Here is a 13,445-nt window from a genome sequence, read left to right on the forward strand (position 1 = left end):
ATCCGGCACCGCCATCGCCGACGGCTCGCCCCGCGCGATCGCGGTGCTGCTGCCTTTCGCGATCGTCGCGGCCGTCGTCGCCGCCTTCCTCTTCCTGCCCGATCTCGTGGTCGAGGTCTCGCGCGGCGACTTCGCGCTGATCACCCTGTTCCTCGGCGGCGGCGCGGCCTGGCTCTCGGGCCGTGCCATCGCCTCGACCTGGCGCCCCTACCGACAGGCCATCTTCTATGCCGTGCTGCTCGGCTGCGTGGTGCGCTTCTTCCACTTCGCGCTGTTCGAGGGCACGCTGCTCTCGCTGCACTACTTCCTTACCGACACCGCTTTCCTGGCCGCCGTCTCCACGCTGGGCTTCCGCGCCGAGCGGGCGGCGCAGATGTCGACCCGCTACGGCTGGCTCTACGGCAAGGCCGGCCGCTTCGGCTGGAAGGCGGGGACGGAGGGCAAACCCTCGCCGGACGTTGCGTGAATCCGCTTCACCATGATTCGGATCACCGTCGACTCCGGCGTGGAAAAGGGCATGATGGTCTGGTGGGGCGAATGCCGCGCCGGACCGGCTGCGTAAGTTCGAACCTCAGAACCACTTAGGGGATCTTTCATGAAGAAGCTTCTGTTTGCCGGCATTGCGCTCGGCGCCGCGATGGCGCTGACCGCTCCGGCGTCGGCACAGGTGAAAGTCGGCGTCGGCGGCCCGATCACCGGCCCGAACGCCACCTTCGGCGCGCAGCTCAAGAACGGCGCCGAGCAGTGGGTGGCGGACGTCAACGCGAAGGGCGGCATCCTCGGCCAGAAGGTCGAACTCTTCGTCGGTGACGATGCTTCCAAACCCGAGCAGGGCGTGTCGGTCGCCAACAAGTTCATCTCGGACGGCGTCAAGTTCGTGATCGGACACTTCAACTCGGGCGTGTCGATCCCGGCTTCCGAGCAGTATGCCGAAGCGGGCGTGGTGGCCATCTCCCCGGCCTCGACCAATCCGAAGCTGACCGAGCGCGGCCTCACCAACGTGTTCCGCACCTGCGGCCGCGACGACCAGCAGGGCGCGGTCGCCGCCGAGTACATCGTGAAGAACCTGAAGGACAAGAAGGTCGCGATCGTTCACGACAAGACCCCTTACGGCAAGGGTCTCGCCGACGAGACGCAGAAGGCCATGAACAAGGCCGGCGTGAAGGAAGTCCTCTACGAGGGCATCAACCCCGGCGAGAAGGACTATTCGGCGCTTGTTTCCAAGCTCAAGGCAGCCAACGTCGACATTCTCTACTATGGTGGCCTGCACACCGAAGCCGGCCTGCTGGTGCGCCAGATGCGCGACCAGGGTATGAAGACCGTGCTGTTCTCGGGTGACGGCATCACCGACAAGGAATTCTGGACCATCGCCGGCCCCGGCGCCGCGGGCACGCTGATGACATTCGGCCCGGATCCGCGCAAGAACCCGGCCGCCGCCAAGGTCGTCGAGACCTTCAAGGCGAAGGGCATCGATCCGGAAGGCTACGTCCTCTACTCCTACGCTGCCGGCCAGGTCATCCAGCAGGCTGCAGAAGCGGTGAAGTCGGTCGATACCAAGAAGGTCTCCGAGTACATCCACTCGGGCGCGACCTTCGACACGGTGCTCGGCAAGCTGAACTTCGACAAGAAGGGCGACCGCACCAACCTCGACTACGTCCTCTATGTCTGGAAGGACGGCGGCTACACCGAGATGTGAGCTGAAGCTCCATCGCGCCTGGCGCCTGATGCGATCAAGAACCCGCCGGAGCGATCCGGCGGGTTTTTATTTGGGGTGCAGACGATGATCCGGCTCCCACCAATCCGCCTGTCTGGCATCTGGATTCTGGTGAAACGGCATGGATGAGTGGCAGGCCGTAACGAGGCCGCCATTGGCATAGGGGATGACGAGGAAATCGTCTCTTGAGCATTCACTCGCCGTCGCGGCGAAGAAGTCCCGCGCACGCTGCCGCACGCAGTCGTTATCCACCGATACACAGCCAAGAAGACCTCCTCGGGTACCAAGCAGCGCGTTGCTGTGGTCGAGGGGAAGTCTCAGCGGATGCTTCGCCACCGGTTCCAGCTGAAAATCAGCGATCCGAAACAGGAAGACATTCATGCCCTCTCGGGCCACGAACGCCTCGATCGGCTCGCAACTGTAATAGAGATGGTACAACACGGCGGCCCTCGGCGGCTCGGACTGGCGAGGCTACCCCAGCCGCGCCAGCGCCGGAAACGTCTCCAAGAGCCAGAAGCTCGCATTGGCGATCCAGCCGGACAGGAAGCCTATGCCGGTGAGCACCAGGAGGCCGCCCATCGCCTTCTCCACCATCGGCAGGTAGCGCCGCGCATGGACGAGGAGCCCGAGCGCCGGGCGCGCCATCGCCGCGACCAGCAGGAACGGCACGCCGAGCCCGGCCGAATAGATGGCGAGCAGACCGGCGCCATGCGCCAGCGTCTGCTCGGAGGCCGCCACCGCGAGGATCGCCGCCAGCACCGGCCCGATGCAGGGTGTCCAGCCGAAGGCGAAGGCCAGCCCCATCACATAGGAGCCGGCGAGGCCTACCGGCGCGTCGACATGCACCCGCTTGGTGGTGCTGAGCCATCCGAACCGGAACACGCCGAGGAAATGGAGGCCCATCAGCAGGATGGAGACGCCGGCGATGATCGCAAGTTCCTGCGAGTAGAGCCGCAGATACCCCCCCACCACCGAAGCGCCCGCGCCGAGCGCCACGAACACGGTCGAGAAGCCGGCGACGAACAAGAGCGCCGCGCCCAGCGTGCGCCGTGCTGCCGCGTCGGTCGGCGCCTTGTGGGTGATCTGGTCGAGGCTGGTGCCGGCGAGATAACACAGATAGGGCGGGACGAGCGGCAGCACGCAAGGCGAGACGAAGCTCGCGAGACCCGCGGCGAAGGCTGCCGGAAGCGTGACGTCGGCCATTCTGGTCCCTACCTGCCGTTCGGGAGCCCGAACATGATGGCTGCATGGCAGGCCGGGCCGGCGAAGGCAATGCGGCGGCTCCGCCCATCGCCGGGATGTGATAGGCATCGGCGCTCCAACCGGGGCAGGCTGAAGAGATGCGCAACCTCATCACCGACGTCGACGGGCTGCGGGTCGGCCATGCGGGCGACCTCGCCATCGGCTCGGGCGTGACCGCGATCCTGTTCGACGCGCCGACCGTCGCCTCGGTCGATGTGCGCGGCGGCGGCCCGGGCACGCGCGAAACCGATCTCCTGGCGGCCGATGCGACCGTCGGCGCCGTCGACGCCCTCATGCTGTCCGGCGGCTCTGCCTTCGGGCTCGAGGCGGCGGCCGGGGTTATGGCGCTGCTCGCCGAGCGCGGCGTCGGCTTCGAGGTCCGCGGCGCGCGGGTGCCAATCGTCCCCGGTGCCATCCTGTTCGATCTGCTGAACGGCGGCGACAAGAACTGGGGCCGCTTCCCGCCCTATCGCGAGCTCGGCTATGCGGCGGCCGAGGCGGCCGGGCTCGACTTTGCGCTCGGCAGCCACGGCGCCGGCCTCGGCGCCACTACGGCCGGCCTTAAGGGCGGGCTCGGCTCAGCCTCCATGGTGACGGCGAGCGGCCATACGGTCGGCGCGCTGGTGGCCGTCAACGCGGCGGGCTCGGCGGTGGTGCCGGGAGGCCCGCACTTCTTCGCCGCGCCCTTCGAGCGCGAGGGCGAGTTCGGCGGGCTCGGCCTGCCCTCCCCCTTCCCCGCCCTCGGCGCGCGCCCGGCGCTGAAGAGCCTGCCGGCCGGTGCGAACACCACGCTCGCCGTGGTCGCCACCGACGCGGCGCTGACCAAGGCGCAGTGCAAGCGCATGGCGGCGATGGCGCATGACGGCCTAGTGCGCGCCATCTGGCCGGTCCACACCCCGCTCGAAGGCGACACGGTGTTCGCCGCCGCCACCGCCCGCAGGCCGCTCACCGATCCGGTCCACGGCCTCGCCTTTCTCGGCATCGCCGCGGAGGTCACGCTCGCCCGCGCCTGTGCCCGCGCCGTCTATGAGGCAACCGCTCTCCCCTACCCTGGTGCCGTGCCGGCATGGCGCGACCGCTGGCCGGAGCACGCCCCGGCCTGAGTTGTCGCCTCACTGGCCGGCGCCGTCGCATATGTACAATCGGCAGAGCAGCCATGCGCCCGACACTCCCCTCATAAAGAGGGGCGCATGAGCGAAGCACAGCCGCGTATCAAAGTTCGTGGACTGACCAAGATTTTCGGCGAAAATCCCCTGCCCGCGCTCCGGCTGCTCGAGCAGGGCAAGGGACGCGCGGAGATTCTCGCGGCCACCGGCGCGGTGGTCGGCCTTCAGGACGTGAACTTCGACGTGAACGAGGGCGAGATCCTCGTCGTCATGGGCCTGTCGGGCTCCGGCAAGTCGACCTGCCTGCGCTGCATCAACCGGCTGGTCGAGCCGACCGCCGGCAAGGTGCTGGTCGACGATATCGACGTCACCGCGCTGTCCGAGAAGGACCTGCTCGCCTTCCGCCGCACCCGCTTCGGCATGGTGTTCCAGCAATTCGCGCTGTTCCCCCACCGCACCATCCTCAAGAATGTCGAATACGGCCTCGAGATCCAGAATGTCGCCCCCGCCATCCGCACCGAGCGAGCGCTCGCCGCCATCGAGCAGGTCGGCCTGAAGGGCTGGGACCAGCATTTCCCCTCGCAGCTCTCCGGCGGCATGCAGCAGCGCGCCGGCCTCGCCCGTGCCCTCGCCCTCGACCCGGACGTGCTGCTGATGGACGAGGCCTTCAGCGCGCTCGACCCGCTGATCCGCCGCGACATGCAGGGCGAGCTCGTCACCCTGCAGAAGCGGCTCAAGAAGACCATCGTCTTCGTCTCGCACGACCTCGACGAGGCGATCGCACTTGGCGGGCGCATCGTGCTGATGAAGGACGGGCGCATCGTCCAGCAGGGCTTCGCCGCCGACTTCCTTGCCAATCCGGCCGACGACTATGTGCGCCGTTTCGTCGAGCATATCGACGTGCTCGGCGTGGTGACGGCGGGTGACGCTATGCGCGAGGCCGCGTGCGTCGCCGAATGGAGCACCACCGCCGACGAGGCGCTCGGCCGACTGGAACAGTCCGGCGATCCGGCCGTCACCGTCGTCTGCAACGAGGGACGCTTCCAGGGCACCGTCGAGGCGCCGACCCTGCGTGGCGCTGGCACCACGCCGATCAGACTGCTGCTCTCCGACCAGGATGCCTGCGTCGTCGAGAGCGCGACGCTGACCTCGGCCGTCGCCAAGCTGGCCTCCGGACGCGGCGAGATCGCGGTGGTCGGACCGGACCGGCATCTGCGCGGCGTCATCACCAACACCGACCTCGTGCAGGCGCTCGCCCGGCGCAACGGGTCGTCGGCCGGTACGGCGCGGTAGGAGGACGCGATGGAGTTCGAGATCCCCCGCATCCCCCTCGCCGAGATGTGCGACGTCGCGCTCGAATGGGCGACCGAGCACTTCTCCAGCGTCACCCGCGCCATCAGCGCCGTGGTCGGCACCGGCATCGAGGCGACGACTGATTTCCTTGTCGCGCTGCCGCCGTGGCTGGTGATGGTGGCCTTCGGCCTCATCATCTGGCGGTTGACGACGCTGCGCATCGCGCTGTTCAGCGTGCTCGGCTTCGCCTTCCTGTGGAACCTGGAACTGTGGCGCGCCACGCTCCAGTCGCTGGTGCTGGTGCTGGTGTCGACGCTGTTCGCGCTGATGATCGGCATCCCGATCGGCATCGGCGCGGCACTGAGCAAGCGCTTCTGGCGTGTCGTCGGTCCTGTGCTCGACATGATGCAGACCATGCCGAGCTTCGTCTATCTGATCCCGGCGATTCCGTTCTTCGGCCTCGGCGCGGTCTCGGCGGCCTTCGCCACCATCGTCTTCGCCATGCCGCCGACCATCCGCCTCACCGCGCTTGGCATCATGCAGACGCCGCCGGAGCTGGTGGAGGCCGCCGACGCCTTCGGCTCCAGCAAGATGCAGAAGCTGTTCAAAGTGCAGCTTCCGCTCGCCATCCCCACCATCATGGCCGGCATCAACCAGACCATCATGCTGGCGCTCTCCATGGTGGTGATCGCCGCCATGATCGGCGCCGGCGGCCTCGGCGGCGAGGTGTGGAAGGCGATCCAGAGGCTGGAGGCCGGCCAGGGTTTCCAGGCGGGCATCGCCATCGTCGTGCTCGCCGTCATCCTCGATCGCATCACCCAGTACGTCGCCCGGCGCATGCGCATGGACAAGCACACCGCCTGACAGCCAAACCGGAAGCGGATCAACGACTTCCGGCCCGAAACCGAACTTCCCGAGATTGGAGAACTGACGAGATGTCGAAGATCGCTTCCTTCCTGAAATCCGCCGCCGCCGGCGCTGCCGCGCTCGGCCTCGCTATCGGCGCCGCGCATGCGGAGAAGAAGGACCTCACCATCGCCTATGTCGAGTGGTCGGACGCCGTCGTAGCGACCAACATCGTGAAGACCGCGCTCGAGGACAAAGGCTACAAGGTCAAGATCGTGCCGCTCTCCGGCGCCGCCATGTGGCAGGCGGTGGCGAGCGGCGAGGCCGACGCCATGGTCGCCGCCTGGCTGCCGGGCACCCACGCCGCCTACTATGCCAAGCTGAAGGACAAGGTCGACAATCTCGGCCCGAACGTCACCGGCGCCAAGATCGGCTGGGCGGTGCCGACCTATGTCGACATCGCCACCATCGAGGACATCAAGAAGGATCCCGCCAAGTTCGGCGGCAAGGTGATCGGCATCGATCCCGGCGCCGGCCTGATGAAGGCTTCCGAGAAGGCGATCAAGGAATACGCCCTGCCGGTGAAGCTGGTGGAAGGCTCGGACGCCACCATGGTAGCGGCGCTGAAGGACGCCTACGGCAAGAAGGAGCCGATCGTCATCACCACCTGGACGCCGCACTGGATGTTCGCGACCTGGGACCTGAAGTACCTCGAGGACCCCAAGGGCGTGTTCGGCGGCGAGGAGACGGTGAACACCGTGGTCTCCACCAAGCTGAAGACCGAGGCGCCCGAGGCCTACAAGATCCTCGACAACTTCGCGCTGTCGCTGGCCGACGAGCAGGCGGTGATGGTGGAGAATGAGAAGCCCGGCGCCAATCCGGTCGAGACCGCCAAGGCATGGGTCGCCGCCAACAAGGCCAAGGTCGACGCCTGGTCGAAGTGAGCCGGCCGGGGCGCCGAATCCGTCCCTGACATGAGAAAGGCGGCCGGATCGCTCCGGCCGCCTTTTCGTATCGACCGTCCGCAGGCCACCCGGTCAGGGGCACACGTCCCAGAAGCCGGTCGTGCGCTGCGGGTTGGTGTAGTACCAGCAATAACCCGGCTGCGGCGGCGGTCCCGCCAGCGAGGCCGCGGCGGCGCCGGCAACGAAGCCGATCGCCGCGCCGGCCGCGATGGCTCCACCCGGCCGCCAATAGCGCCGCGGCGTCACCACCACCACGCCACGCGGCGGAGCATAGACGCGCGGCCGCCCGGCCGCACAGCCCGCCGGCCCGCACGCCACCCACGCACCGGCTTCCCTGACCGGCAGCGTCGCACCCGCGCCGGAGACGAGAGCGACGGCCAGCAACAGGCTCGTCTTCTTCATGCGACCTTCTCCTTGTTCCCGAGCGAAGCCGCATCGAATCGAACCCCCGCGGCCCCTCGCAATTGTACTGCAACCCAAGGTGCAGGGCATCGGCGCTCTGCGCTTCGCGGGCCGGATTGCGGCGCTTGAGCGCGCATGTTAGGCCCGCGCCGGAGACCGACATGACCCATCGCCCACTGATCATCGCCCCCTCGATCCTCGCCAGCGACTTCGCGCGCTTCGGCGAGGAAGTCCGCGCCATCGACGAGGCCGGCGCCGACTGGATCCATATCGACGTGATGGACGGGCATTTCGTGCCGAACATCTCCTTCGGCCCGGAGGTGGTGCGCGCCATCCGTCCGCTTAGCGCGAAGTTCTTCGACGTGCATCTGATGATCGCGCCGGCCGATCCCTATCTCGAGGCCTTCGCCAAAGCGGGCGCCGACCTCATCTCGGTCCACGCCGAGGCCGGCCCGCATCTTCACCGCTCGCTGCAGGCGATCCGTGGGCTCGGCAGACGAGCAGGCGTGGCGCTCAACCCGGCGACACCCGCCAGCGCCATCGAGAACGTGCTCGACGACGTCGACCTGGTGCTGGTGATGACGGTCAATCCGGGCTTCGGCGGGCAGGCCTTCATCGCGCCCATGCTGGAGAAGATCGCCCGCATCAAGGCGATGATCGGCGACCGGCCGATCGACATCGAGATCGACGGCGGGGTGACCAAAGACAACGCGGCGGCCTGCGCCCGGGCCGGCGGCAACGTGCTGGTCGCCGGATCGGCGGCGTTCAAGGGCGGCGCAGCAGCCTATGCCGGCAACATCGCCGCCATCCGCGACGCCGCCGCGCAGGCACGCGGCGAGCTGGTCTGAGGCGGGCGATCAGCTCGCCGCCAGCGCCGCACCGGTGTCCCGACCCGGCGTCACCGGCAGGATTTCGAATTCCACGAGATCGGCCCATTCGGCCACCCAGCGCTGCAGCAGCGTAACGTCGTCGCATTGCATAAGCTGGAAGCACCGGCCGAGATCAGCCGTCACCCAGCTATCCACGAAGGCGATGCCATCGGGCATGAGCCTGCCCTGCTCGCGAAAGCGGCGATAGACCGCCTTGGCGTTCTGGTCGCGGAAACGCTCGATCACCATGAACAGCATAGGTGGCCCTGCAGATGGTTGAGACCGCTGAGGTGCGCGCCGGGCGCGCAGGCCCATTCAAGCACATCGTGCCGCCGCGCGGCATTTGTCCCGAACCCGCCTATCTGCTAATCCGCGCCATCCAGTCCGTCCGTCGAAAGAGCCGCCCGTGATCCCGCGCTATACCCGTCCCGAGATGGCTTCCATCTGGGAGCCGCAGACCCGCTTCCGCATCTGGTTCGAGATCGAGGCGCACGCCACCGATGCGCTGGCCGAGCTCGGCGTGGTGCCGAAGGAGGCGGCGGCGAAGATCTGGGAGAAGGCGAAGGACGCCACCTTCGACGTCGCCCGCATCGATGAGATCGAGGCGGTCACCAAGCACGACGTCATCGCCTTCCTGACGCACCTCGCCGAGATCGTCGGCCCCGAGGCGCGCTTCGTCCATCAGGGCATGACGTCTTCGGACATACTCGACACCTGCCTCAACGTGCAGCTCGTGCGCGCCGCCGACATTCTGATCAAGGACGTCGATCGCCTGCTCACGGCGCTGGAGACGCGCGCCTTCGAGCACAAGCTGACCCCGACCATCGGGCGCTCGCACGGCATCCATGCCGAACCGACCACCTTCGGGCTGAAGCTCGCGCAGGCACATGCCGAGTTCCAGCGCAACCGCGCCCGTCTTGTCGCCGCCCGCGAAGAGGTCGCCACCTGCGCGATTTCCGGCGCGGTCGGCACCTTCGCGCAGGTCGACCCGCGCGTTGAGGAATATGTCGCGGCCAGGATGGGGCTGAAGGTCGAGCCGGTCTCGACGCAGGTCATCCCGCGCGACCGCCACGCCGCCTATTTCGCCGCGCTCGGCGTCGTCGCCTCCTCGATGGAGCGCGTGGCGATCGAGATCCGGCACCTGCAGCGCACCGAGGTGCTGGAGGCGGAGGAGTTCTTCTCCGAAGGCCAGAAGGGTTCCTCGGCCATGCCGCATAAGCGCAACCCCGTGCTCACCGAGAACATCACCGGCCTCGCCCGCCTCGTGCGCGGCATGGTGACCCCGGCGCTGGAGAACGTCGCGCTCTGGCACGAGCGCGACATCTCGCATTCCTCGGTGGAGCGGATGATCGGCCCGGATGCGACGGTGACGCTCGATTTCGCGCTGAACCGGCTCGCCGGCGTGGTCGAGAAGCTGATGGTCTATCCGGAGAACATGCGGAAGAACCTCGACCGCCTCGGCGGCCTCGTCCATTCGCAGCGCGTGCTGCTGGCGCTGACGCAAAAGGGCGCATCGCGCGAGGACGCCTACCGGCTGGTGCAGCGCAACGCCATGCCGGTCTGGCGCGGCGAAGGCGAATTCCAGACGCTGCTGACCAACGATGCCGACGTCCGCAAATATCTGAGCGCGGAGGAGATCGCCGAGAAATTCGACCTCGGCTACCACCTCAAGCACGTCGACACGATCTTCCGGCGGGTCTTCGGTCGCGCGTGAATCGACGCGTGAACGCGCCGATTCCGTTTCTCAAGGCCTTGAATCGATACTGCAAGGACCGGAATCGTTCTCTCAGCCCGCACCGCTAAGTCGTTGTTCCGACTCAGCGCCTCATGCCGCCGGCCGGCCCGCCACTAGGACGGAACATGACCCCACCCGAGGGGCCGCCCCCGCCTCCGCTGGCCCGATAGGCCGGCGCGCCGGACGGCCCGCCGGGACGCGGACCGCCACTCATGGACGGCGGGCGATAGCTCGGCGGCGGCCGCATTCCGGGCGGCGGACCGCCGGAGGGCGAACCACCGCTCCAGCCGGGCGGCGGCTTGCCGCCACCCGAGGAAGGGGGATAGTTCGGGCGGTAATAGCCGCCGCCCCAATAGCCCGGCCCCCAGTAGCCGGGGCCCCAATAGCCGGGGCCGCCTATGTAGCCGGGCCCCCAATAGCCGGGGCCGGCGTAATAGCCGTAGCCATATCCGCCGTCGTAATAGTCGTTGTAGAAGTAGCTCTGCGAGGGGCGCACCACGACGCTGGTGCCGCGCCCGCGCGACAGGTAGCGCGCGCTGACATAGCCGCCGCCGATACGGCACCAGCTCCCGCCGCAGCTCGCGACGTCGACGCGGGTGCCCGCTGGCAGAGAGGTGACGACGCGATATTTCGTGCCCGGTCCGCTGCGGACATTGACGTCCGCCGTGACAGTCGCCGGCCAAGCCGCAGCGGCCACCGTGCCGCCGATGAGCAGGCCGGCCGCCAGCCCCAGGGATTTCATCGCACTCATTGTCACCTCCCACGCGCGGCCGCACCAGCGAGGCGGCACATGATGCATATTTCAAACACGCCGGCCCGCGGCGCTCTGATCCGCCGCAAGCAAGCCCGATCATTTGACGCTGGATGACATGGGGAGGCGTATGCCACGGCGCCAGCCCGCGCGAGGCCCGATCCGCGGAGGGCTTATGCCATGGACCGAGGCCTCAGCCCCCGGCCCGCTCCAGCGCGGCGGCGGCACCGGCAGAGGCGAAGGCGATCTCGTTGCCCATAGCGATCAGCGCATAGCCGCGCGCGACATAGTCCCGGGCAAGTTCCGGCGTGTTGGCGTAGATGCCGGCGATGCGCCCGTGCCGCACGCATTGCAGCCGGACCTTCTCCACCGCCTGAGTCACCAAAGGATGCGCGGGATCGGTGGCATGGCCGCGGGTGAGCGACACGGCAAGGTCGTTGGGTCCGACGAAGAGTCCGTCGATGCCGTCGACGGCGGCGATCTGGTCGAGGTTGCGCAGCGCCGTCTCGCTCTCGATCATCACGAAGACGGGAGTGAGGTGGTTGGCGCGGTGGACATAGGACGTGCGGTCCAGCCCGGAGAACGCCATGCCGCGCAGCGGGCCGAAGCTGCGTCCGCCGACCGGCGGATATTTCAGGGCGGCGACGACGGCGCGCGCCTCCTCGGCGGTATTCACCATCGGCACGATGATCGCCGCGGCGCCCACATCGAGCGCGCGCGCCCCGAGCGCGATGGCGCCGAGCGGCAGGCGCACGATCGCGCTGCCGCCAAAGGTCGCGATCGCCGGAACCGCCTGCTCGATCGCGGCGAAATCATAGAGCCCGTGCTGGGCATCGAGGACGACCGCGCCATAGCCCGAGCGCACAATCGCCTCGGCCATCTGCGGGCTGGGCACGACCGACCAGAATGCGAAAACCGGCGCACCGCCGCGCAGACGCCCTGCAAGCGCGAGAGGCCCGGCCTCCGCGGACTGGTTGACCGACATGCCCCGCCCCCGCCGACGCTCAGTTGCCCTGCTTCAACGCTTCCTTGGCCTCGATGAGGAACTCGTCCATCGTCCGGCGGATGCGATGCTCGGAAACGTCGAGCCCCTTGGCGTCGAAGTCGGTCTTGAGCTTGCGGTAGACGTCCTCGTCACCGGCCTCCTCAAGGTCGGCCTCGATCAGCGAGCGCGCATAGGCGTCGGCCGCCTCGCCGGTCAGGCCGAGCTTCTGGGCCGCCCACAGGCCGAGCATCCTGTTGCGACGTGCGTGAGCCTTGAATTTCAAGGCTTCGTCATGGGCATATTTGGCCTCGAACGCGTCTTCACGGTTGTCGAACGTGCTCATTGAGCCTCACGCTTGTGATGTCACGGATCGCCGGCTTGATTATCGCGCAGCCGACACCAAATCAACGGCGTCAACCTAGCCAACCGGCCCCTACGTCAATGTGACGCCGGTAAGAGCGACCATAGCACCCATGGCAGCCACGCGGCCATCGCGTTGTATCCCGACCGCCGATCGGCTAGTGTCCGGCGGTGGGCGCTTGTGCAATGCGACACGAATCGACGGAGCACGTCACGCCGCCTCAAAGCTCGGCGCCCAAAGCCGTGGACCAGTTAGAACCGGAGCCCCGGCACGATGGATTTCCTCAATCGACGGTACCCACCCATGAGCCGCCGCCGCCGCATTTACGAAGGTAAGGCGAAGGTCCTTTACGAAGGACCCGAGCCCGGCACTTTGATCCAGCATTTCAAGGATGACGCCACCGCTTTCAACAACAAGAAGCACGACGTCATCGACGGCAAAGGTGTGCTGAACAACCGCATCTCGGAATATGTGTTCCAGAAGCTGAATGAAATCGGCGTCCCGACGCATTTCATCAAGCGCCTGAACATGCGCGAGCAGCTCATCCGCGAGGTCGAGATCATCCCGCTCGAGGTCGTGGTGCGCAACGTCGCTGCCGGCTCGCTGTCGACCCGCCTCGGCATCGAGGAAGGCACCCAACTACCGCGCTCGATCATCGAATTCTATTACAAGAACGACCAGCTCAACGACCCGATGGTGTCGGAAGAGCACATCACGGCGTTCGGCTGGGCCACCACCCAGGAGATCGACGACATCATCGCGCTGGCGATTCGCGTCAATGACTTCCTGTCCGGCCTCTTCCTCGGCGTCGGCATCCGTCTTGTGGACTTCAAGATGGAATGCGGCCGCCTCTGGGAGAACGACATGATGCGCATTGTCGTCGCCGATGAAATCAGCCCGGACTCGTGCCGGCTGTGGGACATCAAGTCGAACGACAAGCTCGACAAGGACCGCTTCCGCCGCGACATGGGCGGGCTGGTCGAGGCCTATTCCGAGGTCGCCCGCCGGCTCGGCATCATGTCCGAAGGCGAGCGCCCGCAGGGCACCGGCCCGGTTCTGGTGAAGTCCGCCGAGCCCAGCAAATGAAACGTTGAGCCGCGTGCGGCCCGATGATAGGCGGGGGCTGGAAGGCCCCCGCTTCGTTTTTCAAGCCTGATCCCGAGCTTGCCCGAAGCC

Annotated in this window: 16 protein-coding genes; 9 read left to right on the plus strand and 7 right to left on the minus strand. The window is 67.4% G+C overall.

Features of this window, described 5'->3' with window-relative positions; all coding sequences use genetic code 11:
* The first annotated feature begins 94 nt into the window (after nucleotides 1-94).
* Both U742_RS0120625 and U742_RS0120630 read left to right on the plus strand, forming a co-directional pair.
* Nucleotides 95-466, plus strand: coding sequence for a DUF6867 family protein (locus U742_RS0120625; RefSeq protein WP_051661402.1), 372 nt, complete (start codon nucleotides 95-97; stop codon nucleotides 464-466).
* 129 nt (nucleotides 467-595) lie between these two features.
* Nucleotides 596-1,696 (plus strand): branched-chain amino acid ABC transporter substrate-binding protein, encoded by a 1,101-nt coding sequence (locus U742_RS0120630; RefSeq protein ID WP_029356532.1) that lies wholly within the window; start codon nucleotides 596-598, stop codon nucleotides 1,694-1,696.
* 66 nt (nucleotides 1,697-1,762) lie between these two features.
* On the opposite strand, the gene U742_RS23305 is transcribed toward U742_RS0120630, so the two are convergent.
* Both U742_RS23305 and U742_RS0120635 read right to left on the minus strand, forming a co-directional pair.
* Nucleotides 1,763-2,155 carry a hypothetical protein gene (locus U742_RS23305; RefSeq protein WP_156034297.1) on the minus strand — a complete coding sequence of 131 codons (393 nt, stop codon included), beginning with the start codon at nucleotides 2,153-2,155 and terminating at the stop codon, nucleotides 1,763-1,765.
* 30 nt (nucleotides 2,156-2,185) lie between these two features.
* Nucleotides 2,186-2,917 (minus strand): cytochrome c biogenesis CcdA family protein, encoded by a 732-nt coding sequence (locus tag U742_RS0120635; RefSeq protein ID WP_029356534.1) that lies wholly within the window; start codon nucleotides 2,915-2,917, stop codon nucleotides 2,186-2,188.
* Between the two features lie 137 nt (nucleotides 2,918-3,054).
* Between U742_RS0120635 and U742_RS0120640 the strand changes: the two genes are divergently transcribed.
* The 4 genes from U742_RS0120640 (at nucleotide 3,055) to U742_RS0120655 (ending at nucleotide 7,145) form a co-directional block, all read left to right on the plus strand.
* Complete coding sequence (locus U742_RS0120640; protein WP_029356536.1) at nucleotides 3,055-4,059, plus strand: P1 family peptidase; 1,005 nt, start codon at nucleotides 3,055-3,057, stop codon at nucleotides 4,057-4,059.
* An 87-nt stretch (nucleotides 4,060-4,146) separates the two neighbouring features.
* Nucleotides 4,147-5,355 (plus strand): quaternary amine ABC transporter ATP-binding protein, encoded by a 1,209-nt coding sequence (locus U742_RS0120645; RefSeq protein WP_029356537.1) that lies wholly within the window; start codon nucleotides 4,147-4,149, stop codon nucleotides 5,353-5,355.
* 9 nt (nucleotides 5,356-5,364) lie between these two features.
* The gene (locus U742_RS0120650; protein WP_029356539.1) at nucleotides 5,365-6,219 is read left to right on the plus strand and encodes an ABC transporter permease; all 855 of its coding nucleotides are present in this window, start codon (nucleotides 5,365-5,367) and stop codon (nucleotides 6,217-6,219) included.
* A 71-nt stretch (nucleotides 6,220-6,290) separates the two neighbouring features.
* Complete coding sequence (locus U742_RS0120655; protein ID WP_029356541.1) at nucleotides 6,291-7,145, plus strand: glycine betaine ABC transporter substrate-binding protein; 855 nt, start codon at nucleotides 6,291-6,293, stop codon at nucleotides 7,143-7,145.
* A gap of 93 nt (nucleotides 7,146-7,238) precedes the next feature.
* Here U742_RS0120655 and U742_RS0120660 read toward each other — a convergent pair whose 3' ends face one another.
* Complete coding sequence (locus U742_RS0120660; RefSeq protein ID WP_029356543.1) at nucleotides 7,239-7,568, minus strand: hypothetical protein; 330 nt, start codon at nucleotides 7,566-7,568, stop codon at nucleotides 7,239-7,241.
* 161 nt (nucleotides 7,569-7,729) lie between these two features.
* Here U742_RS0120660 and rpe point away from each other — a divergent pair, with 161 nt between their 5' ends.
* Entirely contained in the window at nucleotides 7,730-8,416 is a 687-nt protein-coding gene (rpe, locus tag U742_RS0120665; protein WP_029356544.1) for a ribulose-phosphate 3-epimerase, read from the plus strand.
* A gap of 9 nt (nucleotides 8,417-8,425) precedes the next feature.
* On the opposite strand, the gene U742_RS0120670 is transcribed toward rpe, so the two are convergent.
* The gene (locus U742_RS0120670; RefSeq protein WP_029356545.1) at nucleotides 8,426-8,695 is read right to left on the minus strand and encodes a DUF3303 domain-containing protein; all 270 of its coding nucleotides are present in this window, start codon (nucleotides 8,693-8,695) and stop codon (nucleotides 8,426-8,428) included.
* Nucleotides 8,696-8,843: 148 nt separating this feature from the next.
* On the opposite strand from U742_RS0120670, the gene purB reads away from it, so the two are divergent.
* Nucleotides 8,844-10,151: an adenylosuccinate lyase gene (purB, locus tag U742_RS0120675; RefSeq protein ID WP_029356546.1), complete on the plus strand. Its 1,308-nt coding sequence runs from the start codon at nucleotides 8,844-8,846 to the stop codon at nucleotides 10,149-10,151.
* A gap of 103 nt (nucleotides 10,152-10,254) precedes the next feature.
* On the opposite strand, the gene U742_RS0120680 is transcribed toward purB, so the two are convergent.
* The 3 genes from U742_RS0120680 to U742_RS0120690 form a co-directional block, all read right to left on the minus strand.
* Nucleotides 10,255-10,923, minus strand: coding sequence for an SH3 domain-containing protein (locus U742_RS0120680; RefSeq protein WP_051661385.1), 669 nt, complete (start codon nucleotides 10,921-10,923; stop codon nucleotides 10,255-10,257).
* Between the two features lie 193 nt (nucleotides 10,924-11,116).
* Nucleotides 11,117-11,908: an HpcH/HpaI aldolase family protein gene (locus U742_RS0120685; protein WP_051661386.1), complete on the minus strand. Its 792-nt coding sequence runs from the start codon at nucleotides 11,906-11,908 to the stop codon at nucleotides 11,117-11,119.
* A 19-nt stretch (nucleotides 11,909-11,927) separates the two neighbouring features.
* Nucleotides 11,928-12,251, minus strand: a complete 324-nt coding sequence (locus U742_RS0120690; protein WP_029356550.1) for a DUF1476 domain-containing protein — start codon at nucleotides 12,249-12,251, stop codon at nucleotides 11,928-11,930.
* A gap of 291 nt (nucleotides 12,252-12,542) precedes the next feature.
* Here U742_RS0120690 and purC point away from each other — a divergent pair, with 291 nt between their 5' ends.
* A complete protein-coding gene (gene purC / locus U742_RS0120695; protein ID WP_029356552.1) occupies nucleotides 12,543-13,355 on the plus strand; it encodes a phosphoribosylaminoimidazolesuccinocarboxamide synthase in 813 nt (270 codons plus the stop codon).
* The last annotated feature ends 90 nt before the right edge of the window (nucleotides 13,356-13,445 follow it).

Source organism: Allobosea sp. 117, from assembly GCF_000702305.1.
Lineage (GTDB): Bacteria > Pseudomonadota > Alphaproteobacteria > Rhizobiales > Xanthobacteraceae > Ancylobacter.